Below are 25,091 nucleotides of genomic sequence, written 5' to 3'. Positions count from 1 at the left end.
TGTGTCGCAGGTGCTGCGCTGCGGCGCCGTGAGGCCTGCCTGACAGTCATTGACATAATGCTTCGCTTTTAGAACATGGCCGGAGCGTCCGGCTTTATATCACGAAAACATGACATTCCCGAACCCCGGCAACGGCTCTTTTTGACAGCAAATTGCCTTGCCGATTCCCTGATGACCCCCGGCAACAGCATCCGAATGTGTTCAAATAACGGCTGCCACCGCGGCCCGCCGGACCGGTCTTTCCCTGATCTGGTGTGCGCCCGGCGAGATATGGTGACTGGGATACCTGGACGTGCCAATTGCGGGCATCCCGCATATCCGTCACCACAACCGTCGCCGCTGCCGTCGCCCACATTGGTCGCCGGTCCGTGCTGCGGCACACCGACAGGTGACGTTTGCGCCATCGATACTGAGACAGAGCCGTCCCTCCAGCCCGCCGCGCGCATGAGCCGCCCGCGCCGCTGCCGGCTTTGTCCGCTACCCTGATGTGACTTCCAATGCCAAGACCGATCCAAGCCGTCATCCACCAACCCGCCCTGGCCAACAATCTCGACGTGATCCGCCGCAAGGCGCCCGATGCGCGCGTCTGGGCGGTGGTCAAGGCCAATGCCTATGGCCATGGCATCCGCCGCGTCTTTGCTGCACTGCGCGGAGCCGACGGCTTCGGCCTGCTGGACCTGAATGAGGCCGTGCTGCTGCGCGACCTCGGCTGGCAGGGCCCGATCCTGCTGCTGGAGGGCTTCTTCCAGCCGCAGGACATCGCCCTGATCGAGCAATACCGGCTCACCACTGCGATCCACTGCGACGAGCAGCTGCGCATGCTGGAAAGCGCGCGCCCCAAGGGCCCACTGGCGATCCAGCTCAAGCTCAACACCGGCATGAACCGGCTCGGCTTCCATCCGGCGCAATACCGTGCCGCCTGGGAGCGCGCGCGAGCCATGCCGTGCGTGGGCAGCATCGTCCATATGACGCATTTCTCCGATGCCGACGGCCCGCGCGGCATCGCCCACCAGGTCGAAGCCTTCGACGCTGCCACCGCCAACCTGCCGGGCGAGGCCAGCCTGTCGAATTCCGCCGCGGTGCTGTGGCACCCGCAGGCGCACCGCGCCTGGGTGCGACCGGGCATCATCCTGTACGGCGCCTCGCCCACCGGCCGCGATGCCGATATCGCCGGCACCGGGCTGCAGCCGGCGATGTCGCTGCACAGCGAACTGATCGCGGTGCAGGACCTGCAGCCGGGCGCTACCGTCGGCTACGGCTCGCTCTTCACCGCGGAGCGGCCAATGCGCATCGGCGTGGTCGCCTGCGGCTATGCCGATGGCTACCCGCGCCACGCATCGGGATGGGGCGAGCAGCGCGCGCCGGTGCTGGTCGACGGCGTGCGCACCGAGCTGGTCGGGCGCGTGTCGATGGACATGCTGTGCGTCGACCTGACGCCGTGCCCGAAGGCGCGCGTCGGCAGCCCGGTCACGCTGTGGGGCCAGGGCCTGCCGATCGACGAAGTGGCGCAGGCCAGCGGCACGGTCGGCTACGAGCTGATGTGCGCGCTGGCGCCGCGCGTGCCGACCACGGTGGCGACCATCACGGCATCAGATAGCGCCGCGCCTGCGATCGCCTGATGTAGCCTGACATGCGCGCGCGGGCAGCGGGGTGCGGGCGCAGCGCCGCACGGTTACGCTGGGCAAGCATGCGCCGCCTCGGGCCGCTTCGCACACTTCGCCACCTCCGCGGGCCGGGTCGCTTCAGGCCCGGCTCGATTCTTTCTGCAAGGACCTCCGTTGGCCAAGAGCAAGACTGTCTATACCTGTACCGAATGCGGCGGCACCACGCCGCGCTGGGCCGGCCAGTGCCCGCATTGCCAGCAGTGGAACACGCTGGTGGAGACCGTGGCGGAATCCGCCTCGAACAAGCGATTCCAGCCACTCGCGGCATCGGCCACGGTGCGCAAGCTGGCCGAGATCGAGGCCGCCGACGTGCCGCGCTTTTCCAGCGGCATCGACGAGTTCGACCGGGTGCTCGGCGGCGGCCTGGTGTCGGGCGGGGTGGTGCTGATCGGCGGCGATCCCGGTATCGGCAAGTCCACGCTGCTGCTGCAGGCGCTGGCCAACCTGGCCGGGCAGCGCCGCGTGCTCTATGTCAGCGGCGAAGAATCGGGCGCGCAGATCGCGCTGCGCGCACAGCGCCTGGGCGTCGAAAGCCCATCGCTGGGACTGCTCGCCGAAATCCAGCTGGAGAAGATCCAGGCCACGCTGGAGGTGGAAAAGCCCGAGGTTGCGGTGATCGATTCGATCCAGACGCTGTATTCCGAGGCGCTGACCTCGGCGCCGGGGTCGGTGGCGCAGGTGCGCGAATGCGCGGCGCAGCTCACGCGCATCGCCAAGAGCAGCGGCACCACCATCATCCTGGTCGGCCACGTGACCAAGGAGGGCAGCCTGGCGGGGCCGCGCGTGCTCGAGCATATCGTCGATACGGTGCTGTATTTCGAGGGCGATACCCATTCGTCGCACCGGCTGATCCGCGCCTTCAAGAACCGCTTCGGCGCGGTCAACGAGCTGGGCGTGTTCGCGATGACCGAGCGCGGCCTGCGCGGCATCAGCAATCCGTCGGCGCTGTTCCTGTCGCAGCATGAAGAGACCGTGCCGGGCTCGTGCGTGCTGGTGACGCAGGAAGGCACGCGGCCGCTGCTGGTGGAAATCCAGGCGCTGGTCGATACCGCGCACGTGCCCAACCCGCGCCGCCTGGCGGTGGGGCTGGAGCAGAACCGGCTGGCGTTGCTGCTGGCGGTGCTGCACCGGCATGCGGGCATCGCCTGCTTCGACCAGGACGTGTTCCTGAACGCGGTGGGCGGGGTCAAGATCACCGAACCCGCGGCGGACCTGGCGGTGCTGCTGTCGATCCACTCGTCGATGCGCAACAAGCCGCTGCCGCGCGGCCTGGTGGTGTTCGGCGAAGTGGGGCTGGCCGGCGAGATCCGCCCCAGCCCGCGCGGGCAGGAGCGCCTGAAGGAAGCGGCCAAGCTGGGCTTTACGCTGGCCGTCATTCCCAAGGCCAATGCGCCCAAGCAGAAGATTGACGGGCTCGACGTGATCGCGGTCGAGCGCATCGAGCAGGCCATCGACCGCGTGCGCCACCTGGACTGAGCCATGGACGACGGCATCGCCTTCGAGACCGGCCGCTTGCGGCTGCGCCAGTGGCGCGATCAAGACTACGCGCCGTTTGCCGCGCTCAATGCCGATGCGCAGGTGATGCGCTATTTCCCGGCACCGCTGACGCGCGCCGAAAGCGATGCGATGGCCGCGCGCTGCCGCAGCCTGATCGCGCAGATTGGGTGGGGCGTCTGGGTCGTCGAACGCAGCGCGGACGATACCTTCCTCGGCTTTGTCGGACTGCACGAGCCTGCCGCCACACTGCCGTTCGCGCCGTGCGTGGAAATCGCCTGGCGGCTGGCGCGGCATGCCTGGGGCCAGGGCTACGCCACCGAGGCGGCGCGTGGCGCGCTCGCCTACGGTTTCGGCCGCCTGGGGCTGGAGGAAATCGTCGCCTTCACCACGCTTGCCAATGCCCGCTCGCGCGCGGTGATGGAGCGGCTTGGCATGCGCGAGGATGCGGTGGGTTTCGACCATCCCGCCTTGCCGCCGCAGCACCCGTTGCGGCCGCATTGCCTGTACCGCCTGCCGCGCGCGGCGTGGCAGGCAGCGGGCGCATGATGCCGATGCGTCGATCCGCCGCGGGGCCGGCGCCGCATGTGGCGGCGGATGTGGCGCCGACGGCAGGCGCGGCAAAATGGGTAATAATGCGCAGCACAGCCGCGCCTTCCGACTGACGGCAACGATTTACCGGATCACCTGAGTTCCAATGATGCAAGCCAATTCCCGCGCCTATTTCCTGCTGATTGCCATCGTCTCCTTCGCCCTGGTCGGCGTCGCGCTCTACCTGCAGTTCGAAAAGGGCTACCAGCCTTGTCCGCTCTGCGTGATGCAGCGCTTCGCCTTTGTCGGCATCGGCGTGTTCTCGCTGCTGGCCGCGGTGGCGCAGAACACGCGCTCGCTGTGGCAGGGCCTGGGCATGCTGTCCGGCATCGCCGGCATTGCGGTGGCGGTCTATCACGTGTCGCTGCTGCTCAATCCCAAGGCTTCGTGCGGCATCGATCCGCTCGAGAACTGGGTCAATGCGCTGCCCACCGCCAAGGTGCTGCCGCAGCTGTTCTACTCCGACGGCCTGTGCACCGCGCCGCTGCCGCCGGTGCTGGGGCTGTCGGTGCCGGCATGGTCGCTGATCTGGCTGTTCGTGCTGACGTTGACGCTGGCGGTGGGGCTGATCCGCAGGGAGAAGAATTTCCGCTGAGCTCGGGATAAGCGAACGATATAAGCAGAAACGGCGCCATCGGCGCCGTTTCTGTTTTGCGGTGGTGCAAGGGAGGGGACTCGAACCCCAAACCGATCAGGCAATCTGCTCGATCTGCTCCTGCAGCTCCAGCCACTTTTCTTCCAGCGTCTCGAGCTCGCCGTTAACCTCGCCCTGGCGCTTGAGCATTTCCATCAGCTTCATCTTGTTGGCCTCGGCATAGCTGCCTTCATCGGCCATGAACTGGTCGATCTCCTCCCTGGCAGTCTGCAGCACCGCCATCCGCTTCTCGACCTTTTCCAACTCCCTGGTCAGCGGCTTGCGCAGCGCCGACAGGCGCTGGCGCTCGTCGGCCTCGGCGCGGCGCTGGTCCTTGCGGTTGATCGTGGTGGCGTCTCCACCGTTCTCCGCCAGGTGCGCGGCGGTGGCGGCGTTGCGCTTGGCCGCCGCCTGCTGCAGCAGCCAGTCGCGGTAGTCGTCGAGGTCGCCGTCGAAAGGCCGGATGGTGCCGTCGGCCACCAGCATGAACTGGTCGGCGGTGGCGCGCAGCAGGTGCCGGTCGTGCGAGACCAGGATCAGCGTGCCTTCGAACTGCGCCAGCGCCATGGTCAGCGCCTCGCACGTATCGAGGTCGAGGTGGTTGGTCGGTTCGTCGAGCAGCAGCAGGTTGGGCTTCTGCCAGACGATCAGCGCCAGCGCCAGCCGGGCCTTTTCGCCGCCGGAGAAGGGCTCGATCGGCGTGGTCGCCATGTCGCCGCGGAAGTTGAAGCTGCCGAGGAAGTCGCGCAGCTCCTGCTCGCGCACGTCGGGCGCCAGGCGCGCGAGGTGCTGCAGCGCGGAGTCGTGGTCGCGCAGCGTTTCCAGCTGGTGCTGGGCGAAGTAGCCGATCTGCAGGCCCTTGCCCAGGCGCAGGTTGCCCTTGAGCGGATCCTGCGTGCCGGCCAGCGTCTTGACCAGCGTCGACTTGCCCTGGCCGTTCGCGCCCAGCAGGCCGATGCGCTGGCCGTTCTGGATCGAAAGCGCCAGGTTGTGCAGGATGGTGACGGGCGGATCGGCTTCGGCGTAGCCGCAATCCACGCCGTCGAGCACCATCATCGGGTTGGGCGCGGCGTCGGGCTCGCGGAACTCGAAGGCAAAGCCGGCGGCGACGTGCACCGGCGCCAGCCGCTCCATCTTCTCCAGTGCCTTGACCCGGCTCTGCGCCTGGCGCGCCTTGGTCGCCTTGGCCTTGAAGCGGGTGATGAACGATTCCAGGTGCGCGATTTCCTTCTGCTGGCGCACGTAGGCGGCCTGCTGCTGCGCCATCTGCTGCAGCCGCAGGGTCTCGAACAGCGTGTAGTTGCCGCCGTAGCGGCGCAGCTGCTGGTTCTCGATATGCACCGTGACATTGCAGATCGCGTCGAGGAATTCGCGGTCGTGCGAAATCATCACCAGCGTGCCGGGATAGCGCGCCAGCCAGTCTTCCAGCCAGACGATGGCGTCGAGGTCCAGGTGGTTGGTCGGTTCGTCGAGTAGCAACAGGTCCGACGGGCACATCAGCGCCTGCGCCAGGTTCAGGCGCATGCGCCAGCCGCCCGAGAACGACGCCACCGGCTGCGACACCTGCGCCAGCGTGAAGCCCAGGCCCAGCAGCAGGGCCTCGGCCCGCGCCGGCGCGGTGTAGCCGTCGGCGTCGGCATAGGCGGCATGGGCTTCGCCTTCGGCGCTGCCGTCGCCGCTGGCCTGGGCCGCGGCAATGGCGGCCTCGATCTCGCGCACGCGGGTGTCGCCGTCGATCACGTAGTCGACCGCTGTGCGGCTGACCGCCGGCGTTTCCTGCGCCACGTGGGCGACGCGCCACTGCGCCGGGACGCTGACATCGCCGCCGTCCGGATGCAGCTCGCCGCGCAGCAGCGCGAACAGCGTCGACTTGCCGCTGCCGTTGGCGCCGACGAGGCCCACGCGCTCGCCCGGGTTGAGCGTCACGCTGGTGTGGTCGAACAGCACCTTGGTGCCGCGCTGAAGGACTAGCTGGTCGATTCGGATCACGGGAGGGGAAATGCCTGAGTGAAAAACAGAAAAAGCGCCGCAAAAGGCGGGCCGCCGCCGGCGCTGTGACGCTGGCCCGCATTGTAGCGTTTCCGGTGCGCGGCACGCCGTGCCGGTGCAAGGGGCGCGCCAAAGCGGGTCGAAGCGCGTCGATGCATGCACCGTGAACGTGCCGCTAAAGCCGGCGAATCTAGGGATTACCCTTGGTCTCGCAAAACTCTATTTTCTTGGAAGTCGGTTGCGTGTAAATTCATTTTCACAACGACGCGCCCCCTGATGCGTAGTCGCTCAACCGCTTCCACCATGCCCATTGGCCATTCGATCTCGGACCGCATTGCACGCAGCCTGCCGGCGCTGACGCCGGCGCACCGCCGCATGGCGGAATACGTGCTGGCCAACCTGTTTCGCGCAGCGACCATGCGCATCGATGAATTCGCCGCGGCGGTGGAGGTATCGGTGGCGACGGCCAACCGCTTTGCGCGCGCACTCGGCTTCGATGGCTATCCGCAGTTCCGGGCCGAGCTGGTGCGCGGTTTCGAAGCCACGCTGGCGCCGGTGGAGCGGCTGCGCAGCGAGCTCGAGCGGCCTGCCACCGCCGCCGAAGTGTTCGCGGCCTCGCTCGAAGACGCCGCCGCCAATGCGGAAGCCACGCGGCGCGGCATCGACCCGGCCTCGTGCGAGCGCGCGGTGGCGGCGATCCTCGCCGCGCAGCGCGTCTACGTGGCGGGCTTCGGCGCCAGCGGTTTCCTCGCCGGGCTGCTGCAGCACGGACTGGAAATGCATTGCCGCATGGTCACGTCGGTGGCAGGCGCGGGCGGTGCCTCGCATGCGGCGCGCCAGCTGTTCAAGCTGCAGCCAAGCGACCTGCTGATCGTGATCGCCTTCCCGCGCTACGTCACCGACACCATCGAGCTGGCCCAGCGCGTCAAGGCGCACGGCGGCCAGGTGCTGGCGCTGACCGACGGCCCGACCTCGCCGCTGGCGCCGCTGGCCGATATCGCGCTGTATGCGCAGGCCGGCAACCGGCTCTCGGCCAACTCCGATGCCACCGTGCTGGCGCTGATCGAGGCGCTGTGCGGCGCGGTGGCGCACCGGGCCGAACGCCCGGTCAAGGCCGCCGCCGAAATGACCGAATTCCTGCTGCCGTGGCTGTATGGCACGCCCGATGCCGAGCCCGCGCGCCGGTCCGCGCCGATACCAGTGCAACCCACCGAATCCAAGACCGGCGCGCGCCGCGCGCGGTCATCCAACACCCGCAAGTCCTGAGTCTCTGAGTCTCCTTATGCAAGCAGCTGTCATTGCCATCCACGGCGGCGCCGGCACCATCACCCGCGCGGCGATGGATGCGGCCCGCGAACGCGAATACATCGAAGCGCTGCAACACGTGCTGCAAGCCGGCCAGCGCATCCTGGCCGACGGCGGCAGCGCGCTCGATGCGGTCACCGAGGCGGTGCGCCTGCTCGAAGAGTGCCCGCTGTTCAACGCCGGCAAGGGCGCGGTGCTGACCCATGCCGGCACCTATGAACTGGATGCGGCGGTAATGGATGGTGCCACCCTCAATGCCGGCGCGGTGGCCTGCGTCACGCGCCTGCGCAACCCGGTGCTGGCGGCGCGCGCGGTGCTGGAGCACAGCGAGCACGTGCTGTTTGCCGGCGCCGGCGCCGAGGCCTTCGCGCAGGCGCAAGGGCTGGAGCTGGTCGCGCCGGAGTACTACTTCACCCAGGCCCGCCACGACCAATGGCAGCGTGCGCGCGGCAATTCCGGCATGGCGCTGCTCGACCACGACGCCGCCACGCTGGCCGCGCAGCAGGCGCGCGGAACGGAACCGATCGATCCCGACAGCAAGTTCGGCACCGTCGGCGCGGTCGCCTGCGACAGCCGCGGCAATCTGGCGGCAGCGACGTCCACCGGCGGCGTCACCAACAAGCAGGTGGGCCGCGTCGGCGATACCCCGCTGATCGGCGCGGGCTGCTATGCCGACGACGTCGCGGCGGTGTCCGCCACCGGCACCGGCGAGATGTTTATCCGTACCGTGGCCGCGCACGATGTTGCGGCGCAGATGCGCTATGCCGGCGTGTCGCTCGACGAGTCGGCGCGGCGCGTGGTGATGGAGAAGCTGCCCGCGATCCAGGGTCGCGGCGGCCTGATCGCGGTCGACCGCGCCGGCAACGTCACGCTGCCGTTCAATACCGAAGGCATGTACCGCGGTGTCGCCCGGGTGGGCGAGGCCGTCGACGTGTCGATCTACGGCTGACGCGCCGCGCGCCAGCCAGTCCCGCATCCCGCCATACAAGGAGTACCCGTGGTCACTACCGCAGCCCCCGCGCGCGTTCCCGTATCCGGCCTGGTCCTGCCGCCCGAGCGCGTGGTCCAGGTGGACGGGCTCACCGTGCGCTTCGCCACCTCGGAGCGCACCGTCGAGGCCGTGCGCAACCTGTCCTTCCATGTCGACCGCGGCGAGACGCTCGCGGTGGTGGGCGAGTCGGGCTCGGGCAAGTCGGTGACCTCGCTGGCGCTGATGCGGCTGGTCGAGCATGGCGGCGGCAAGATCGCGTCAGGCAGCATGGCGCTGCGCCGGCGCGGCGGCGAGGTGATCGACCTCGCGCGCACCGACAACGCGACGCTGCGCAGCGTGCGCGGCGCCGACGTGGCGATGATCTTCCAGGAGCCGATGACCTCGCTCAACCCGGTGTTCCCGGTGGGCGAACAGATCGCGGAATCGATCCGATTGCACCAGGGCAAGAGCCGCGCCGCGGCGCGCGCCGAGGCGCTGCGCATGCTGGAACTGGTGCGCATCCCGGAAGCGCGCCGCGTGCTCGAGCGCTATCCGCACCAGCTTTCGGGCGGCATGCGGCAGCGCGTGATGATCGCGATGGCGCTGTCGTGCAAGCCGGCGCTGCTGATTGCCGACGAGCCCACCACGGCGCTGGACGTGACCATCCAGGCCGAGATCCTGCAGCTGATCCGCGGCCTGCAGGCCGAGATGCAGATGGGCGTGGTCTTCATCACCCACGACATGGGCGTGGTCGCCGAGGTGGCCGACCGCGTGCTGGTGATGTACCGCGGCGAGAAGGTAGAAGAGGGCACCTCCGACGACGTGTTCCGTGCGCCGGCGCATCCTTATACGCGCGCGCTGCTGTCGGCGGTGCCGCGCCTGGGCGCCATGCAGGGCACCGACCTGCCGGCCAAGTTCCCGCTGCTGCGGCTGGACAGCGCCAGCCCCGAGCAGGCTGCGCCGCAGGATACCGTGCGCCCCGGCGTGGCGCCGATCCTGCGCGTGCAGGACCTGGTCACGCGCTTCGACGTGCCCGGCGGCCTGTTCGGCCGCGTCACGCGGCGCGTGCATGCGGTGGAGCAGGTCAGCTTCGATCTCTATCCCGGCGAGACGCTGGCGCTGGTGGGGGAGTCCGGCTGCGGCAAGTCCACTACCGGCCGCTCGCTGCTGCGCCTGGTGGAAAGCCAGAGCGGCACCATCGAATTCAACGGGCAGAACATCAGCCAGCTCGAAGGCGCGGCGCTGCAGACCCTGCGCCGCAATATCCAGTTCATCTTCCAGGACCCGTTCGCGTCGCTCGATCCGCGCGTGCCGGTCGGCTATTCGATCATGGAACCGCTGCTGGTGCACAAGGTCGCCAGCGGCAAGGAGGCCGAGCAGCGCGTGGCGTGGCTGCTCGACAAGGTGGGGCTGGACCCGTCGCACGCGGCGCGCTATCCGCACGAGTTCTCCGGCGGCCAGCGCCAGCGCATCTGCATTGCGCGCGCGCTGGCGCTGAATCCAAAGGTAGTGGTGGCGGATGAATCGGTGTCGGCGCTGGACGTGTCGATCCAGGCGCAGATCGTCAACCTGATGCTGGACCTGCAGCGCGAGCTGGGCATCGCCTTCCTGTTTATCTCGCACGACATGGCGGTGGTGGAGCGCGTCAGCCATCGCGTGGCGGTGATGTACCTGGGCCAGATCGTCGAAATCGGCCCGCGCCGCGCGATCTTCGAAAACCCGCAGCACCCGTACACCAAGAAGCTGATGTCGGCGGTGCCGATCGCCGACCCGGCGCGGCGCCACCTGCGGCGCGAGCCGCTGAACGACGAGATCCCCAGCCCGATCCGCGCGGTCGGCGACGAGCCGGTGGTGCAGCCGCTGGTGCCGGTCGCGGGCAGCGGGGCGCTCGGCCATTTTGTTGCGCGGCACGCCGTTGGCGGCGCCTACTGAAACGGAAGTCAATCCAAGGAGAATCGAGATGTCTGCACGTATGGTTTCGCCCCGATGGATGGCCGGCGCCTTTGCCGCCGGCGCCCTCGGCATGCTGGCCGCCGCACCGGCCTTCGCCGCCAAGGACGCCGTGATGGCGGTGTATTCGACTTTCACCACGCTCGACCCGTACGACTCGAACGACACGCTGTCGCAAGCCGCGAGCAAGTCGTTCTACCAGGGCCTGTTCGGGCTGGACAAGGACATGAAGCTGGTCAACGTGCTGGCCGACAGCTACGAGGCCAGCAAGGACGGCCTGACCTACACCATCAAGCTGAAGAAGGGCATCAAGTTCCACGACGGTACTACGTTTGATGCCGCCGCCGTCAAGGCCAACCTGGACCGCGTCACCAACCCGGCCAACAAGCTCAAGCGCTACACGCTGTTCAACCGCGTCGCCAAGACCGACGTGGTCGACGCGAACACCGTCAAGGTCACGCTGAAGGAGCCGTTCTCGCCGTTCATCAACGTGCTGGCGCATCCGTCGGCGGTGATGATCTCGCCGGCGGCGCTGCAGAAGTACGGCAAGGACATCGCCTTCCACCCGGTGGGCACCGGCCCGTTCGAGTTTGTCGAATGGAAGCAGCCCGACCACCTCAAGGGCAAGAAGTTTGCCGGCTACTGGAAGACCGGCTATCCGAAGATCGACACCATCACCTGGAAGCCGGTGGTCGACAACAACACCCGCGCCGCCATCATGCAGACCGGCGAGGCGGACTTTGCCTTCAGCATCCCGTTCGAGCAGGCCGCGGTGCTGAAGAACAGCGCCAAGGTCGACCTGATCGCCGCGCCGTCGATCATCCAGCGCTACCTGACCATGAACACCATGGTCAAGCCGTTCAACGACCCCAAGGTGCGGCAGGCCATCAACTACGCCATCAACAAGGAGGCGCTGGCCAAGGTCGCCTTTGCCGGCTATGCGGTGCCTGCCGAGGGCGTGGTGCCGCACGGCGTCGACTATGCCGAGAAGCTGGGCCCCTGGCCGTATGACCCGGCCAAGGCGCGCGCGCTGCTGAAGGAAGCCGGCTACCCCAACGGTTTCGAAACCACGCTGTGGTCGGCCTACAACCACACCACCGCGCAGAAGGTGATCCAGTTCGTGCAGCAGCAGCTGCAGCAGGTCGGCATCAAGGCGCAGGTGCAGGCGCTGGAAGCCGGGCAGCGCGTGGAGAAGGTCGAGAGCGTGCCGAAGCCCGAGGACGCTGGTGTGCGCATCTACTACGTGGGCTGGTCGTCGTCGACCGGTGAATCGGACTGGGCGCTGCGTCCGCTGCTGGCTTCGGAGTCGATGCCGCCCAAGCTGCTGAACACCGCCTACTACAAGAACGAGCAGGTCGACGCCGATATCGCCGGCGCGCTGCGCACCACCGACCGCGGCGAGAAGGCACGGCTGTACAAGGATGCGCAGGAACGCATCTGGAAGGATGCGCCGTGGGCCTTCCTGGTGACGGAGAAGGTGCTGTTCGCACGCAGCAAGCGCATGAGCGGGGCGTATGTGATGCCGGACGGGTCGTTCAATTTTGACGAGATCGACATCAAGCAGTAAATCGATGCGACGGCTCCAGGATGACCGTCATCCCCGCGAAGGCGGGGATCCAGTGTCTTTTTTGGTGGTTCACAAGCGAAAGACGCTGGGTTCCCGCCTGCGCGGGAACGACGAACAAGTCCACGGGTATCGCAGTACCTGGCAGCAAGCAGTAGAGCAGTAAGCCGACAGACGGCCGCCTGCCTCGCGACGCGGGGTTCGCAGGCGGGCGGCCCGCGGCCTTTCTTCATGGTGTGTGATGCTGAATTACTTCCTCAAACGTGTGCTGGGCGTGATCCCCACGCTGCTGATCGTGGCGGTGCTGGTGTTCCTGTTCGTCCATCTGCTGCCGGGCGATCCGGCGCGCCTGGCGGCGGGTCCGGAGGCTGACTCGGCCACGGTCGAACTGGTGCGCAAGGACCTGGGCCTGGACCGGCCCATGCACGAGCAGTTCGTCAATTTCTTCTCGAACGCGCTGCGCGGCGAGTTCGGCCATTCGCTGCGCACCAAGCGCCCGGTCAGCGAGGAGATCGGCGACCGCTTCATGCCGACGCTGCTGCTGACGGTGGCGTCGATGGCGTGGGCGGTGGTGTTCGGCATGGCCATCGGCATCGGCTCGGCGGTGTGGCGCAACCGCTGGCCGGACCGCTTCGGCATGACGCTGGCGGTTTCCGGGATTTCCTTCCCGGCCTTCGCGCTGGGCATGCTGCTGATGGAGGTGTTCTCGGTGCAGCTCGGCTGGCTGCCGTCGATCGGCGCCGATTCCTGGAAGCACTACGTGTTGCCGTCGGTCACGCTGGGCGCCGCGGTGGCGGCGGTGATGGCGCGCTTTACCCGGGCCTCGTTCGTCGAGGTGCTGCAGGAAGATTTTATCCGCACCGCCCGCGCCAAGGGCGTGCGCGAGACCCTGGTGGTCGCCAAGCACGGCCTGCGCAACGCCATGATCCCGGTGGTGACCATGATGGGCCTGCAGTTCGGCTTTTTGCTGGGCGGCTCGATCGTGGTCGAGAAGGTGTTCAACTGGCCGGGCCTGGGGCGCCTGCTGGTCGACGCCGTCGAGATGCGCGACTACCCGGTGATCCAGGCCGAGGTGCTGCTGTTCTCGCTCGAATTCATCCTGATCAACCTGGTGGTGGACATGCTCTACACCGTGATCAATCCCACCATCCGCTACAAGTGAGGCCGGCATGACTGAGCTTTCCACGCCCGCCGCAACGCAAGCGGCATCCGCCACCGCGGCCGCACCCGAGGCCGTGCGCACGCCCTGGACCGAGTTCTGGCGCAAATTCCGCAAGCAGCACCTGGCGCTCGGCGCTGGCGCCTTCGTGCTGCTGCTGGTGCTGGTCGCGATCCTGGCGCCGCATCTCGTGCCGTACGACCCCGAGAACTATTTCGACTACGACGCGCTCAACGCCGGCCCGTCGGCCGCGCACTGGATGGGCGTCGATTCGCTCGGGCGCGATATCTTCAGCCGCATCCTGGCCGGCACGCGCATCTCGCTGGCGGCGGGCTTCCTGTCGGTCATCATCGGCGCGGTGATCGGCACCGTGCTGGGGCTGCTGGCCGGCTACTACGAAGGCTGGTGGGACCGCATCGTGATGCGGATCTCCGACGTGCTGTTCGCCTTCCCCGGCATCCTGCTGGCGATCGGCATCGTCGCCATCCTCGGCAACGGCATGACCAACGTGATCTTCGCCGTCGCCATCTTCAGCATCCCGGCGTTCGCGCGGCTGGTGCGCGGCAATACGCTGATGCTGAAGCGGCTGACTTATGTCGAAGCGGCGCGCAGCATCGGCGCGTCGGACTGGACCATCCTGATGCGCCATATCCTGCCCGGCACGGTGTCGTCGATCGTGGTGTATTTCTCGATGCGGATCGGCACCTCGATCATCACCGCCGCCAGCCTGTCGTTCCTGGGCCTGGGCGCGCAGCCGCCCACGCCGGAATGGGGCGCGATGCTCAACGAGGCGCGCGCCGACATGGTCACCGCGCCGCACGTGGCGATCTTCCCCAGCCTGGCAATCTTCCTGACCGTGCTGGCTTTCAACCTGCTGGGCGACGGGCTGCGCGACGCGCTCGACCCCAAGATCGACCGGCGCTGAAGATGAATGTCTCCACCTCGGGCGCGCCGCACGTCGGCAGCCTTCCCGCGGGGCCGCTGGACAGCATTGCCGACGTCGCCGGCGTCACCGTCGGCCACTGCACGCTGGCCGAAGGCGGCGTGCAGACCGGCGTGACCGTGATCCGCCCGCATGGCGGCGATCCGTACCGCGACAAGGTGCCCGCCGCGGCCACCGTGCTCAATGGCTTCGGCAAGAGCGTCGGGCTGGTGCAGGTGGACGAGCTGGGCGTGCTGGAAACCCCGGTGGCGCTGACCAATACCTTTGCGGTCGGTGCCGTGGCGCAGGCGCAGATCCGCGCGGCGGTGGCGGCCAATCCGGAAATCGGCCGCGCGCTGCCGACGGTCAATCCGCTGGTGTTCGAATGCAATGACGGCTACCTGAACGATATCCAGCGCATGGCGGTCGCCGGGCAGCACTACGATGCAGCGCTGGCCGACGCGGCAGCCGGGGTCGCGCAGGGTGCGGTGGGCGCTGGCCGCGGCATGTCGGCGTTCGGCGTCAAGGGCGGCATCGGCTCGGCTTCGCGCGTGGCGGGCGGCCATCGGATCGGTGCGCTGGTGCTGGCCAATTTCGGCACGCCGGAATCGCTGACCGTGGCGGGCCGGCTGGTTGGCCCCGAACTGGTACGCCGGCTGGCGCTGCCTGATGGCACGCCGGAACCGGAGAAGGGCTCGATCATCATGATCGTGGCCACCGATGCGCCGCTGGACGCGCGCCAGTTGCGCCGGCTGTCGCTGCGCGCCGGCGCCGGGCTGGCGCGCACCGGTTCGGTGTTCGGGCATGGCTCGGGCGATATCGCGCTGGCGTTCTCGACGGCGTACACCGTGCCCGACGACGCGGCGCGGCCGATGCCGGCAGTCGCGCTGCTGCATGAAACCCTGCTTGACCCGCTGTTCCGGGCCGCGGCCGACAGCGTCGAGCAGGCCATCCTGCATGCCCTGTGGCATGCCGTGACGGTGCAGGGCCGCGACGGCCACGGCCGCGCCGCGCTGCTTGACCTGATGCCCGAACTGCGCCAGAGCTGCTGATGAAGATCCTTGTTTCCACCGATATCGAAGGCGTCGCCGGCGTGTTCCACCCCGAACAGACCCGTCCGGGCAACGGCGAATACGAACGCGCCCGCGCCTGGATGACGGGCGAGGCCAATGCGGCCATCGAGGGCGCCTTTGCCGGCGGCGCGGCCGAAGTGCTGGTCAACGATTCGCACGGCGGCTTCCGCAACCTGCTGCCCGACCAGCTCGACCCGCGCGCGCGGGTGGTGCTAGGCAAGCCGCGCTACCTGGGCATGATGGCGGGGGTCGAGGCCGGCGTCGACGGCGTGCTGATGATCGGCTACCACGGCCGCGCCCAAAGCCGCGGCGTGCTGGCGCACACCATCAACAGCGGCGCCTTTGCGCGGGTCTGGCTCAACGGCAAGGAACTGGGCGAGGCCGGGCTGTACGCCGCGCTCGCGGCCGAGTTCGGCGCGCCGGTGCTGATGGCCAGCGGCGACGACGTGTTCGTGCAGGAAACCCACGCGCTGATGCCGTGGGTGCGCTATGTCGAGACCAAGACCGCGGGCGGCTTTGGCAGCGGCGCGTCGCTGTCGCCGGCGGCCGCGCGCGCGGCCATTGCCGCGGCGGCAGCGGCCGCGGTGCGCGAGCGCGCGCAGGCGCAATGCCTGCGCATCGCCGCGCCGGTGGCGTGCACGCTGCAGACGCAGACCCCGGCGCATGCCGACCTGTTCTGCCAGTGGCCGACGCTGGAGCGGCGCGACGGCGTGACGCTGTCGTTCCAGGCCGATTCGGTGCAGGCCGCGGTGCGCATGCTGAACTGCCTGTCGGCGATGTCGTTCATGCTGAAGTAGGCTGGCGCAGCGTGGCGGTCCGGCCCCGTCCCGCAGATCGGCGACAATGGCGGGTCTAGCCATTTCCACGCATTACCGCAACGCATGACCCAGGCACACGACGACGGCTGGATCCCCGTCCGCAAGGACTTCGTCGATCCCGCCACACGCTGCCACGCGCGCGGCGCCAGCCGTCGCCATCACGGCTTTCCGGAAGGCCAGGCTTATATCCTGCGCGACGCCGCCGGGCACGAATACCCGTTCGGCGAGGACTGTGCGCGCGCCGCGCTGGCGCAGCCGGCGCTGCTGCGGCAGGTGCCCGACTACACCGAACGCGATGTGTTGCCGCGCACGGCCTTGCCGGAGCTGCCGTCCGGCACGCGCCGGCGCGATCCCGCGCAGGTACGTGCGGCCGAGCGCGCCGCGGCGATCCGCTACCTGGTGCTGCGCATGGAGAAGGTGGCGGCGGTGCCGCGCGTGCAGCCGACCGTGCGCTTCCCGGCGCTGGAGGACGTCTATACGCAATACCATCGCAGCGGCGACATCGCCCCGGCGCAGGTGCGCCGCATCCTGGCGATCGAGCGCAGCCCGTCCACGCCGCCGCGGCTGCGCGCGACCAACCTGCTCGACGTCTATACCGCGCATGTGAAGCTGGAACGGCTGATCGCGGCGTCGACCAGCGTCGACAACATCCGCTTCCTGCGCAGCCTGCATGACTGGCTGGCGCGGCACCTGGTGCTGACCGCGGGGCAACTGGCCGCGGCGGGGATCGCGATGCATCCGCAGGCGTTCACCTCGTCCGGCATCTGGGGGCCCGAGGCCGAGCCGCCCCCCGCGACGGGCAGATTCCAGTCCGGTTCGCTGTTCTAGCCGCGACTGGCGAGACCCGCCGAATTGGCGTCTAATGCCTGCATCGCATCCGCGGGTGACGCCATGAGCCATTTTTCTCGCAGCTACGCCGAAGCGCGCCAGACCTTCCTCGACGCCGCCCGCGCCGCGGGCGCCGCGCTGGCGCAATTTCCGCATCCCACCAAGCGCGGCAGCGCCGGCGAAGACCTGGCGATCGACGTCGCGCTGGCCGGCGCGCCCGAGGCCCGGCGCTGCATCATGGTGACCTCCGGCACGCACGGTGCCGAAGGCTTTGCCGGCTCCGGGGCGCAAACGGCGCTGCTGCACGACGCCGCGCTGCTTGCCGATTGCGCCGCCGCCGATGCCTGCCTGCTGCTGGTGCACGCGGTCAATCCCTACGGCTTCTCGCACCTGCGCCGGGTCAACGAGGACAACGTCGACCTGAACCGCAACTTCATGGATTTCTCGCAGCCGCTGCCGCATAACGCCGCCTATGCCGAAATCGCGCCGCTGCTGCTGCCGGCGCAATGGCCGCCGTCGGAGGCCGACCAGGCGCGGCTGATGAAGACGGTCGCCGAGCGCGGCATGGCGTGGTACCAGGCCGCGGTCAGCAGCGGCCAGTACCAGGATCCGGACGGCATGTTCTACGGCGGCGACAAGGCCACCTGGAGCAACTACACGCTGTGCCGCATTCTGGCGCGCTTCGGCGCCGGCCGCGCGGCGCTGCGCTGGATCGACATCCATACCGGCCTGGGCCCGTGGGGCTACGGCGAGCCCATCCACATGGGCCCGGACACGCCCGAGTCGATCACGCGCACGCGCGCGATCTGGGGCGAGCGCGTGACCTCGATCTACGATGGCTCGTCGACCTCGGCCAACCTGACCGGGCTGGCCTGGCACGCCGTGCCGCAGACGCTGCCGGCGCTGGACTACGCCGGCATCGCGCTCGAGTTCGGCACGCTGCCGGTGGGCGAGGTGCTCGACGCCCTGCGCGGCGACCACTGGCTGCACCGGCATCCCGAGGCCGACGAGAACCAGCGCGCGCTGGTGCGCCAGGCGATGTGGCGCGCCTTCTACGGCGATGCCGACGACTGGCGCGACGGCGTGGTGGCGCAGGTGAGCGACGCCGTGCGCAGCACCATCGCATCGGCCTAGCGAGCGGGGTTCAGGCCGCAGGCGTCATCTGGTATTGTCCGGGCTTGGCGGTAGAGTGCCGAGCCAGGCACTGCCGCCATGCCCGGGCCGGGGTGCCGCGGCCGGGCCAGAGCCAGACCAACACCAAGAACAAGACGGAAGCGGCCGCCGCGCGCGCTTCCGGCATCAGCTCGGCAGGGAGGCCGGCGCGATGACGCTCTACGAACTGAAACCCAGGTTCCAGGCCTGGCTGCGCCCCGTGGTGCAAGACCTGGCGCAGCGCGGCGTGACCGCCAACCAGGTCACGCTGGCCGCGGCCGCCGGATCGCTCGCGGTCGGCGTGCTGGCCACGCTGGGCATGCAGGTGGCCGAGACCCCGGCGCTGTTCCTGCTGTTTCCGCTGTGGTTGTTCGCGCGCATGGCGCTCAATGCCATCGACGGCATGCTGGCGCGCGAGCATGGCCAGCAGAGCGTGCTGGGCGCCTACCTGAACGAGCTCGGCGACATGGTGTCGGACCTGGCGCTGATCCTGCCGCTGGCCGCGCTGCCCGATTTCAGCCTGGGGCAGGTCGGTACCTTTGCGCTGCTGGCGCTGCTGGTCGAGGCGGCCGGACTGATCGGGCCGCTGGCCGGTGCCAGCCGGCGCTACGACGGCCCGCTGGGCAAGAGCGACCGCGCCTTCGCGGTCGGCGCGATCGCGCTGTGGGCCGGCCTGGGGCTGGGCTTCGGCGCGGCCGCCAGCTGGCTGTGGCTGCTGCTGTCGCTGTTGTCGCTGTTCACGATGGCCAACCGGGTGCGCCGCGGCATTGCCGAGGCCCAGTCCCGCCTTGCGGAGTAGCGCGATGGACCGACCGTCTTCCCGCCAGCCGCTGCAGCGGCAATTCGAGACCCACGACGGCCAGGCGCTGTTCTACCGCCACTGGCCCGCGGTGGAAGGGCCGGCGCGCGGCGCCGTGGTGCTGTTCCACCGCGGCCACGAGCATTCCGGCCGGGTCGCCCACCTCGCCGACGAGCTCAACCTGCCTGGCTACGACATCTTCGCCTGGGATGCGCGCGGCCATGGCAACTCGCCCGGCGAGCGCGGCTACAGCCCCAGCCTGGCCGATTCGGTGCGCGACATCCAGACCTTCACCGACCATATCGCCGAAGTCCACGGCATCCCGCTGGAACGCACCGCGGTGGTCGCGCAGAGCGTGGGCGCGGTGCTGGCCGCGACCTGGGTGCATGACTACGCGCCGCCGATCCGCGCGCTGGTGCTGGCGTCGCCGGCATTCAAGGTCAAGCTTTACGTGCCGCTCGCGCGGCCGGGGCTGAAGCTGATGCAGCGCTTGCGCGGCAAGTTCTTCGTCAACAGCTACGTCAAGGCAAAATTCCTGACCCACGATCCCGAGCGCATTGCCAGCTACGACAGCGATCCGCTGATCACGCGCCCGATCGCGGTCAATATCCTGCTCGACCTGTACCAGACCGCCGAGCGCATCGTCGCCGATGCCGCCGCGATCACGGTGCCGACGCAGCTGCTGATCTCCGGCGCCGACTGGGTCGTGCACCGCGGACCGCAGGACCGCTTCTACGAACGCCTGGGCGCGCGCACCAAGGAGCGCATCGTGCTGGACGGCTTCTACCACGATACCCTCGGCGAGCGCGACCGCAAGCCGGCGGTCGATGCCGCGCGCCGCTTTATCCTGCGCGAATTCGACACGCCGTCGGCGCCGCGCTCGCTGCTCGACGCCGACCAGGTCGGCCCGTTCCGCGAGGAGGCGGACCGGCTGGCGTCGGCGCCGGGCCCGCTGGCCGCCTGGTACTGGCGCGCGGCGCGGGCCAACCTGCAGCTGGGCGGGATGCTGTCGGACGGGGTGCGGCTGGGCCATCAGACCGGCTTCGACTCGGGTTCGACCCTCGACTACGTTTACCGCAACACGCCGTCCGGGCGCGGCGCGCTGGGCCGGCTGGCCGACCGGCAATACCTGGACGCGATCGGCTGGCGCGGCATCCGCCAGCGCAAGGTCAATGCCGAGGCGCTGATTGCCGAGGCAGTGCGGCGCCTGCGCGCGGCCGGCATGCCGGTGCGCATGGTCGATATCGCCGCCGGCCATGGCCGCTACGTGCTGGAAGCGCTGGACGGCGGTGCGGCCGCGGTCGAGTCGGTCCTGCTGCGCGACTACAGCGCGCTGAACGTGGAGCAGGGCCGCGCGCTGATCGCCGCCAAGGGCCTGCAGGGCGTGGCCCGCTTCGAGCAGGGCGATGCCTTCGACGGCGACAGCCTGGCCGCGCTGGCACCGGCGCCGACGCTGGCGGTGGTGTCCGGCCTGTACGAGCTGTTCCCCGACAACGCCATGGTGCGGCGCTCGCTCGACGGCCTGGCGCGCGCGGTGCCGCCGGGCGGCTATCTGGTCTACACCGGCCAGCCCTGGCATCCGCAGCTGGAGTTCATCGCACGCGCGCTGACCAGCCATCGCGCCGGCGCTGCCTGGGTGATGCGGCGCCGCTCGCAGGCGGAGATGGATGAACTGGTGCGGGCCGCCGGCTTCGACAAGGTCACGCAGCGCATCGACCCGTGGGGCATCTTCACCGTCAGCCTGGCGCGCAGGCGCGGCGCATGAGCACGGTGCCGACGCAGGCCGGCGCTGGTGTTCACTCGCGGCGGCCGTGGGGACTGGCGTGCCTGCTGCTGGCGCTGGCCGGCGCGTTTTTCTTTTCCAGCTATGGCTTCGCCAACTGGCTGGCGAGCCAGCGCGCCGACGTGCCCTCGTTCCACTACGAATGGGAGCGGGGCATTCCGTTTTTGCCCTGGACCATCGTGCCGTACTGGTCGATCGACCTGCTGTACGGCCTCTCGTTCTTCCTGTGGCGCACCCGCGCGGCGCTGCTGACGCACGTCAAGCGGCTGGTGCTGGCCCAGCTGGTGTCGGTGGCGTGCTTTATCGCCTTCCCGCTGCGCTTCAGCTTTGCGCGGCCCGCTGCCGACGGCCTGCCGGGCCAGCTGTTCACGCTGCTGGGTGGCTTCGACCTGCCGTTCAACCAGGCGCCGTCGCTGCATATCAGCCTGCTGGTGATCCTGTGGATTGCCTTCGCGGCGCATCTGCGCGGCGGCTGGCGCTGGCTGCTGCATGGGTGGTTTGCGCTGATCGGGGTCTCGGTGCTGACCACCTGGCAGCATCACCTGATCGACGTGCCCACCGGCGCGCTGGTGGGCTGGCTGTGCGTCTACCTGTTGCCGATGCAGTTGCCCGCCGCCGCCGCCGGCGTGCCTGATGCGCGCACGCGGCAGCTGTCGCGCCGCTACGGCGTGGGCGCGCTGGTGGCGCTGCTGTGCGCGGTGCTGGCGGTGGGCGCTTCGGTGGCGCTGGCGTTCCTGCTGCTGTGGGCCGCGCTGGCGCTGGCCTGCGTGGCGCGCATCTACGCGCTGGCGGCGCCGGCGTGGTTCCAGAAGGACGGCGACGGCACCATGGCGCCGGCCGCGCGCTGGGTGCTGGCGCCTTACCTGCTGGGCGCCTTCCTCAATTCACGCTGGTGGACGCGGCGCACGCCGCAGGCCAGCGCGATCGCGGCGGGTGTCTGGGTGGGGCGTTACCCGACAACGTCCGAACTGCGCGCGCTCGGCGCGGATGCGGTGCTTGACCTCAGCGCCGAGCTGCCGCGCGCGGCCAGCGGGCCGGGCCTCGCTTATCGCTGCGTACCGTTGCTGGACTTGACCGTGCCGACGCCGCAGCAGCTCGCGCAGGCAGTGGCGCAGCTCGACGCCTGGCAGCGGCAGGGACAGCGCGTGCTGGTCAGCTGCGCGCTCGGCTATTCGCGCAGCGCGCTGGTGGCCGCGGCCTGGCTGGCGCGGCAGCAGGGGCTGCGCGACGCCGGTGCCGCGCAGGCAGCGCTGCGCCAGCATCGGCCCGCGGTGGTGCTCGGGCCCGAACATGCCGAAGCGCTGCAGCGTTGGCTGGATGGTGCCGCTACCCGGGAGCCTGGCGATGGCCGCTGACCGGGACGCTGATGTCGTGCAAGGCACCGATGCCTGGATCGCGCATGCGGTGACGGGCGCGCTGGCGGGTGCCGCATGGATCGGCGCGGCCGGCCTGGCGTTCGCCATGCTGGCGGCCTGGCTGGGCGCGGGCACCGCGATGTCGCGCTGGCCGGCGGCGCTGGCGTTGCTGCTGGCGCTGCCCCAGCTGTGGTTGCTGCTGCGCGTCGCGATCGACCAGCGCCTGTTCGGTGCGCTTGCGGCCTGCGCGCCGGAGCAGCCAGAGCTGGCCAGGCTCGATGCGGCGCTGCTCGAACTGGGCTGGATGCCCGCCGCGGGCGCCCCACGCCCGTTGCCGGAGCGCGCCCGCGGCGCGCTGCGCCTGGTGCGCGCCAGCGCGGTGCTGACCGTGTGCCAGCTGCTGCTGGCCTTGCTATCGCTGATCCTGAGGTAACCAACCATGTGGCTTGCCCGCGCCACCGCGCGCGCCATTATCGTCTTCGCCCGGCTGCTGACCGGCATGCGCGCCAACTGGCAGGGGTGCATCCCGGCCGCGGTGCAGCGCGTCTACTTTGCCAACCACAGCAGCCACGGCGATTTCGTGCTGATCTGGGGCTGCCTGCCGCCCGACCTGCGCACGGTGACGCGGCCGGTGGCGGGCGCCGACTACTGGCAGAAATCGCCGCTGCGCCGCTTTATCGGCCGCGACGTGTTCCGCGCGCTGCTGATCGACCGCACCCGCAGCGAGCCCGGCAGCGACCCGGTAGCGCTGATGCAGGCCGGGCTGGCGGCGGGCGATTCGCTGATCCTGTTTCCCGAAGGCACGCGCAACACCACCGACGCGCGCCTGCTGCCGTTCAAGAGCGGCATCTACCACCTGGCGCGGACCTGTCCCGCGGTCGAGTTCGTGCCGGTGTGGATCGACAACCTGAACCGCGTGATGCCCAAGGGCGAAGTCGTGCCGGTGCCGCTGCTGTGCACCGTGACCTTCGGCCAGCCGGTGCTGCTTGCTGACGACGAAAGCAAGGAAGCCTTCCTCGCGCGCTGCCGCGAGGGCCTGCTCGCACTTGCCCCGGAACTGGAATGAACGCCATGCCCACCCTGCATTGGAGCCGCGAGACCTGGCTGCTGTTCGGCGGCCTGTTTGGCGTGCTGCTGCTCGCTTCCACCGTGACCGCGCTGCTGCGCTGGCGCGTCGCGGGCGGCGGCCAGCACGCGGTGATCGACAACCTGGGGCAGCGTGTGTCGGCCTGGTGGTGGATGATCGGCATCATGGGCGTGGCCTTTGCGCTGGGGCGCACCGCGGTGATCGTGCTGTTCTACCTGCTGTCGTTCTTCGCGCTGCGCGAGTTCGTCACCATCACCACCACGCGGCGCGGCGACCATCGCGCCATCGTCGCCGCGTTCTTCGTGTTCCTGCCGCTGCAGTACGTGCTGGTTTATATCGGCTGGTACGGCATGTTCTCGATCCTGATCCCGGTCTATGCCTTCCTGGTGCTGCCGATCCTGGCGGCACTGTCGTCCGAGACCACGCGCTTCCTGGAGCGCTGCGCCGGGGTGCAGTGGGCGGTGATGGTGTGCGTGTTCTGCATTTCGCACGTGCCGGCGCTGCTGACGCTGCCGATCCCGGGCTTCGACGGGCGCAACCTGCTGCTGATCGCCTTCCTGGTGATCGTGGTGCAGGGCAGCGACGTGCTGCAGTATGTGTGGGGCAAGCTGTGCGGCAAGCGCAAGATCGCGCCGCTGCTGTCGCCGTCGAAGACCGTCGAGGGCTTTGTCGGCGGGGTTGCCAGCGCCACCGCGCTGGGCGCGGCGCTGTGGTGGATCACGCCGTTCTCGCCATGGCAGGCCGGCGCGATCGCGCTGGTGATCGCGCTGATGGGCTTCCTCGGCGGCCTGGTGATGTCGGCGATCAAGCGCGACCGCGGCATCAAGGACTGGGGCCACATGATCCAGGGCCACGGCGGCATGCTCGACCGGCTCGACTCGGTGGTGTTCGCCGCGCCGGTGTTCTTCCACATCACGCGCTACTGGTGGGTGCCCTGAGCCGCATGGGGCCTCACAACGCCATCTCCGCGCACCACGCCACCACCGCATCGCGGAAGTCCTGGCAGATCGGTGACAGGTAGCCGTCGGCGCGCCACAACACCGCCAGCTCGTGCTGCCACGACGTGCCGGGGGCCTCGATCGCGGCCAGCCCCTGGCCTTCGGCCTGGCGCAGCATGCGCGGCGGCATGATGCCGAGCAGGTCGGAATGCCGCAGCAGTTCGCCGAACGCGACCGGCGACGCCGTGCTTTCCACCGCCACGCGCGGCGGTGGCAGCCCGACCGCGGTGAACCGTTCCTCCAGCCACTGGCGCAGGTACAGCGAACTGGCCGGCACCACCCAGCGTTCGCCGGCGAGGTCGGCCAGCGTGCGAAAGCCGTCGCGGCGCGGATGGGCGCTGCGGCACACGATCTGCATGCTGAGCGGGCCGAGCGGCAGCCAGGCAACGTCCGCCGGCACGCTGGCGGGGCGCGCAGCGAGGATCAGGTCGGCTTCGCCGTTCTGCAGCATCGCCATCAGGCGCGCGCTCAGGTGGGTCTCGATCGAGAACGTGGCCAGCGGCCGGCTCAGGAAGAAGCGCGCCAGCAGCGGCGACAGCAGCGACGGCAGCAGGTAGGGGATCGCGCCCAGGCGCACCGTGCCCGCGCGCGCCGCGCGCTGCTCGGCCAGTTCGCTGCGCATGTCGCCGGCGGCCAGCGAGATCCGGCGCGCATGGGCGGCGAGGGTGCGGCCCGCGCCGGTCGGCACCAGGCCGCGCGGGGTGCGCTCGAACAACGGCATGCCGGCTTCGCCTTCCAGCCGCGCCAGGGTCTTGGACAAGCCCGACTGGGTCATGCCCAGGGTCTCGGCGGCGCGGTGCAGGTTGCCCTGGTCGATCACGACCAGGAAAGCTTCTAGATCCTCGAATCGCATGGGGCGGGATGGCGCTGGGGGTGCGGGCCATTGTAGCGCCATGCCTGCCAGGACTTGGCTCGCGCCGCGCGGGAATCACGCCGGCCCGGACGCTGGCCTAGAC

Annotated in this window: 22 protein-coding genes; 20 read left to right on the top strand and 2 right to left on the bottom strand. The window is 69.4% G+C overall.

What is annotated here, in order from left to right:
• The first annotated feature begins 497 nt into the window (after positions 1 to 497).
• The 4 genes from alr (at position 498) to ACEI37_RS19935 (ending at position 4,344) form a co-directional block, all read left to right on the top strand.
• Positions 498 to 1,619: an alanine racemase gene (alr, locus tag ACEI37_RS19950; RefSeq protein WP_373377864.1), complete on the top strand. Its 1,122-nt coding sequence runs from the start codon at positions 498 to 500 to the stop codon at positions 1,617 to 1,619.
• A 159-nt stretch (positions 1,620 to 1,778) separates the two neighbouring features.
• Positions 1,779 to 3,140, top strand: a complete 1,362-nt coding sequence (gene radA, locus ACEI37_RS19945; protein WP_373377863.1) for a DNA repair protein RadA — start codon at positions 1,779 to 1,781, stop codon at positions 3,138 to 3,140.
• A 3-nt stretch (positions 3,141 to 3,143) separates the two neighbouring features.
• Positions 3,144 to 3,707: a GNAT family N-acetyltransferase gene (locus tag ACEI37_RS19940; protein WP_373377862.1), complete on the top strand. Its 564-nt coding sequence runs from the start codon at positions 3,144 to 3,146 to the stop codon at positions 3,705 to 3,707.
• Between the two features lie 151 nt (positions 3,708 to 3,858).
• Positions 3,859 to 4,344 (top strand): disulfide bond formation protein B, encoded by a 486-nt coding sequence (locus tag ACEI37_RS19935; RefSeq protein ID WP_373377861.1) that lies wholly within the window; start codon positions 3,859 to 3,861, stop codon positions 4,342 to 4,344.
• A 96-nt stretch (positions 4,345 to 4,440) separates the two neighbouring features.
• On the opposite strand, the gene ACEI37_RS19930 is transcribed toward ACEI37_RS19935, so the two are convergent.
• A complete protein-coding gene (locus tag ACEI37_RS19930; protein WP_373377860.1) occupies positions 4,441 to 6,372 on the bottom strand; it encodes an ATP-binding cassette domain-containing protein in 1,932 nt (643 codons plus the stop codon).
• 303 nt (positions 6,373 to 6,675) lie between these two features.
• Here ACEI37_RS19930 and ACEI37_RS19925 point away from each other — a divergent pair, with 303 nt between their 5' ends.
• The 16 genes from ACEI37_RS19925 to ACEI37_RS19850 all read left to right on the top strand — a co-directional run bounded on the left by ACEI37_RS19925 (position 6,676) and on the right by ACEI37_RS19850 (position 24,075).
• The gene (locus ACEI37_RS19925; protein ID WP_373380287.1) at positions 6,676 to 7,638 is read left to right on the top strand and encodes a MurR/RpiR family transcriptional regulator; all 963 of its coding nucleotides are present in this window, start codon (positions 6,676 to 6,678) and stop codon (positions 7,636 to 7,638) included.
• 16 nt (positions 7,639 to 7,654) lie between these two features.
• Complete coding sequence (locus ACEI37_RS19920) at positions 7,655 to 8,626, top strand: isoaspartyl peptidase/L-asparaginase family protein (protein WP_373377859.1); 972 nt, start codon at positions 7,655 to 7,657, stop codon at positions 8,624 to 8,626.
• Positions 8,627 to 8,674: 48 nt separating this feature from the next.
• A complete protein-coding gene (locus ACEI37_RS19915; RefSeq protein ID WP_373377858.1) occupies positions 8,675 to 10,579 on the top strand; it encodes a dipeptide ABC transporter ATP-binding protein in 1,905 nt (634 codons plus the stop codon).
• A gap of 28 nt (positions 10,580 to 10,607) precedes the next feature.
• Positions 10,608 to 12,164: a glutathione ABC transporter substrate-binding protein GsiB gene (gene gsiB / locus ACEI37_RS19910; RefSeq protein ID WP_062800205.1), complete on the top strand. Its 1,557-nt coding sequence runs from the start codon at positions 10,608 to 10,610 to the stop codon at positions 12,162 to 12,164.
• Between the two features lie 238 nt (positions 12,165 to 12,402).
• Positions 12,403 to 13,323: a glutathione ABC transporter permease GsiC gene (gsiC, locus tag ACEI37_RS19905; protein ID WP_373377857.1), complete on the top strand. Its 921-nt coding sequence runs from the start codon at positions 12,403 to 12,405 to the stop codon at positions 13,321 to 13,323.
• A gap of 7 nt (positions 13,324 to 13,330) precedes the next feature.
• The gene (gene gsiD, locus ACEI37_RS19900) at positions 13,331 to 14,245 is read left to right on the top strand and encodes a glutathione ABC transporter permease GsiD (RefSeq protein WP_373377856.1); all 915 of its coding nucleotides are present in this window, start codon (positions 13,331 to 13,333) and stop codon (positions 14,243 to 14,245) included.
• A 2-nt stretch (positions 14,246 to 14,247) separates the two neighbouring features.
• Complete coding sequence (locus ACEI37_RS19895; RefSeq protein WP_373377855.1) at positions 14,248 to 15,294, top strand: P1 family peptidase; 1,047 nt, start codon at positions 14,248 to 14,250, stop codon at positions 15,292 to 15,294.
• The gene (locus ACEI37_RS19890) at positions 15,294 to 16,112 is read left to right on the top strand and encodes a M55 family metallopeptidase (protein ID WP_373377854.1); all 819 of its coding nucleotides are present in this window, start codon (positions 15,294 to 15,296) and stop codon (positions 16,110 to 16,112) included. The genes ACEI37_RS19895 and ACEI37_RS19890 overlap by 1 nt, the downstream gene beginning before the upstream one ends.
• 84 nt (positions 16,113 to 16,196) lie before the next feature.
• Positions 16,197 to 16,961 carry a hypothetical protein gene (locus tag ACEI37_RS19885; protein WP_373377853.1) on the top strand — a complete coding sequence of 255 codons (765 nt, stop codon included), beginning with the start codon at positions 16,197 to 16,199 and terminating at the stop codon, positions 16,959 to 16,961.
• Between the two features lie 63 nt (positions 16,962 to 17,024).
• Complete coding sequence (locus tag ACEI37_RS19880; protein ID WP_373377852.1) at positions 17,025 to 18,095, top strand: M14 family metallopeptidase; 1,071 nt, start codon at positions 17,025 to 17,027, stop codon at positions 18,093 to 18,095.
• A gap of 190 nt (positions 18,096 to 18,285) precedes the next feature.
• Entirely contained in the window at positions 18,286 to 18,912 is a 627-nt protein-coding gene (locus tag ACEI37_RS19875) for a CDP-alcohol phosphatidyltransferase family protein (RefSeq protein ID WP_373377851.1), read from the top strand.
• Positions 18,913 to 18,916: 4 nt separating this feature from the next.
• Positions 18,917 to 20,677, top strand: a complete 1,761-nt coding sequence (locus ACEI37_RS19870; protein ID WP_373377850.1) for a bifunctional alpha/beta hydrolase/class I SAM-dependent methyltransferase — start codon at positions 18,917 to 18,919, stop codon at positions 20,675 to 20,677.
• Entirely contained in the window at positions 20,674 to 22,050 is a 1,377-nt protein-coding gene (locus tag ACEI37_RS19865; RefSeq protein WP_373377849.1) for a phosphatase PAP2/dual specificity phosphatase family protein, read from the top strand. Before ACEI37_RS19870 ends, ACEI37_RS19865 begins: the two co-directional genes overlap by 4 nt.
• A complete protein-coding gene (locus ACEI37_RS19860; protein WP_373377848.1) occupies positions 22,040 to 22,483 on the top strand; it encodes a hypothetical protein in 444 nt (147 codons plus the stop codon). The genes ACEI37_RS19865 and ACEI37_RS19860 overlap by 11 nt, the downstream gene beginning before the upstream one ends.
• Before the next feature lie 6 nt (positions 22,484 to 22,489).
• A complete protein-coding gene (locus tag ACEI37_RS19855; RefSeq protein WP_373377847.1) occupies positions 22,490 to 23,116 on the top strand; it encodes a lysophospholipid acyltransferase family protein in 627 nt (208 codons plus the stop codon).
• Entirely contained in the window at positions 23,113 to 24,075 is a 963-nt protein-coding gene (locus tag ACEI37_RS19850; protein ID WP_373377846.1) for a phosphatidate cytidylyltransferase, read from the top strand. The genes ACEI37_RS19855 and ACEI37_RS19850 overlap by 4 nt, the downstream gene beginning before the upstream one ends.
• Before the next feature lie 13 nt (positions 24,076 to 24,088).
• Here the strand turns inward: ACEI37_RS19850 and ACEI37_RS19845 are convergent, their stop codons facing one another.
• Positions 24,089 to 24,988, bottom strand: coding sequence for a LysR family transcriptional regulator (locus tag ACEI37_RS19845; protein WP_373377845.1), 900 nt, complete (start codon positions 24,986 to 24,988; stop codon positions 24,089 to 24,091).
• Positions 24,989 to 25,091 lie beyond the last annotated feature (103 nt).

Source organism: Cupriavidus nantongensis (genome assembly GCF_041726985.1).
In the GTDB taxonomy this organism is placed as follows: Bacteria; Pseudomonadota; Gammaproteobacteria; order Burkholderiales; family Burkholderiaceae; genus Cupriavidus; species Cupriavidus nantongensis_A.
The sequence above is the reverse complement of the archived record's forward strand: the minus strand, read 5'-3'. Positions and strand labels throughout refer to the sequence as shown.

What these genes read in the sequence shown, in the direction of transcription:
- ACEI37_RS19870 (WP_373377850.1), top strand. Translation starts at nt 18,917, where the DNA reads ATGGACCGACCGTCTTCCCGCCAGCCGCTGCAGCGGCAATTCGAGACC.
- ACEI37_RS19935 (WP_373377861.1), top strand. Translation starts at nt 3,859, where the DNA reads ATGCAAGCCAATTCCCGCGCCTATTTCCTGCTGATTGCCATCGTCTCC.
- gsiC (WP_373377857.1), top strand. Translation starts at nt 12,403, where the DNA reads ATGCTGAATTACTTCCTCAAACGTGTGCTGGGCGTGATCCCCACGCTG.
- ACEI37_RS19860 (WP_373377848.1), top strand. Translation starts at nt 22,040, where the DNA reads ATGGCCGCTGACCGGGACGCTGATGTCGTGCAAGGCACCGATGCCTGG.
- gsiB (WP_062800205.1), top strand. Translation starts at nt 10,608, where the DNA reads ATGTCTGCACGTATGGTTTCGCCCCGATGGATGGCCGGCGCCTTTGCC.
- ACEI37_RS19875 (WP_373377851.1), top strand. Translation starts at nt 18,286, where the DNA reads ATGACGCTCTACGAACTGAAACCCAGGTTCCAGGCCTGGCTGCGCCCC.
- ACEI37_RS19895 (WP_373377855.1), top strand. Translation starts at nt 14,248, where the DNA reads ATGAATGTCTCCACCTCGGGCGCGCCGCACGTCGGCAGCCTTCCCGCG.
- ACEI37_RS19920 (WP_373377859.1), top strand. Translation starts at nt 7,655, where the DNA reads ATGCAAGCAGCTGTCATTGCCATCCACGGCGGCGCCGGCACCATCACC.
- alr (WP_373377864.1), top strand. Translation starts at nt 498, where the DNA reads ATGCCAAGACCGATCCAAGCCGTCATCCACCAACCCGCCCTGGCCAAC.
- ACEI37_RS19850 (WP_373377846.1), top strand. Translation starts at nt 23,113, where the DNA reads ATGAACGCCATGCCCACCCTGCATTGGAGCCGCGAGACCTGGCTGCTG.
- ACEI37_RS19925 (WP_373380287.1), top strand. Translation starts at nt 6,676, where the DNA reads ATGCCCATTGGCCATTCGATCTCGGACCGCATTGCACGCAGCCTGCCG.
- ACEI37_RS19855 (WP_373377847.1), top strand. Translation starts at nt 22,490, where the DNA reads ATGTGGCTTGCCCGCGCCACCGCGCGCGCCATTATCGTCTTCGCCCGG.
- ACEI37_RS19880 (WP_373377852.1), top strand. Translation starts at nt 17,025, where the DNA reads ATGAGCCATTTTTCTCGCAGCTACGCCGAAGCGCGCCAGACCTTCCTC.
- ACEI37_RS19865 (WP_373377849.1), top strand. Translation starts at nt 20,674, where the DNA reads ATGAGCACGGTGCCGACGCAGGCCGGCGCTGGTGTTCACTCGCGGCGG.
- ACEI37_RS19940 (WP_373377862.1), top strand. Translation starts at nt 3,144, where the DNA reads ATGGACGACGGCATCGCCTTCGAGACCGGCCGCTTGCGGCTGCGCCAG.
- ACEI37_RS19885 (WP_373377853.1), top strand. Translation starts at nt 16,197, where the DNA reads ATGACCCAGGCACACGACGACGGCTGGATCCCCGTCCGCAAGGACTTC.
- ACEI37_RS19890 (WP_373377854.1), top strand. Translation starts at nt 15,294, where the DNA reads ATGAAGATCCTTGTTTCCACCGATATCGAAGGCGTCGCCGGCGTGTTC.
- ACEI37_RS19845 (WP_373377845.1), bottom strand. Translation starts at nt 24,988, where the DNA reads ATGCGATTCGAGGATCTAGAAGCTTTCCTGGTCGTGATCGACCAGGGC.
- gsiD (WP_373377856.1), top strand. Translation starts at nt 13,331, where the DNA reads ATGACTGAGCTTTCCACGCCCGCCGCAACGCAAGCGGCATCCGCCACC.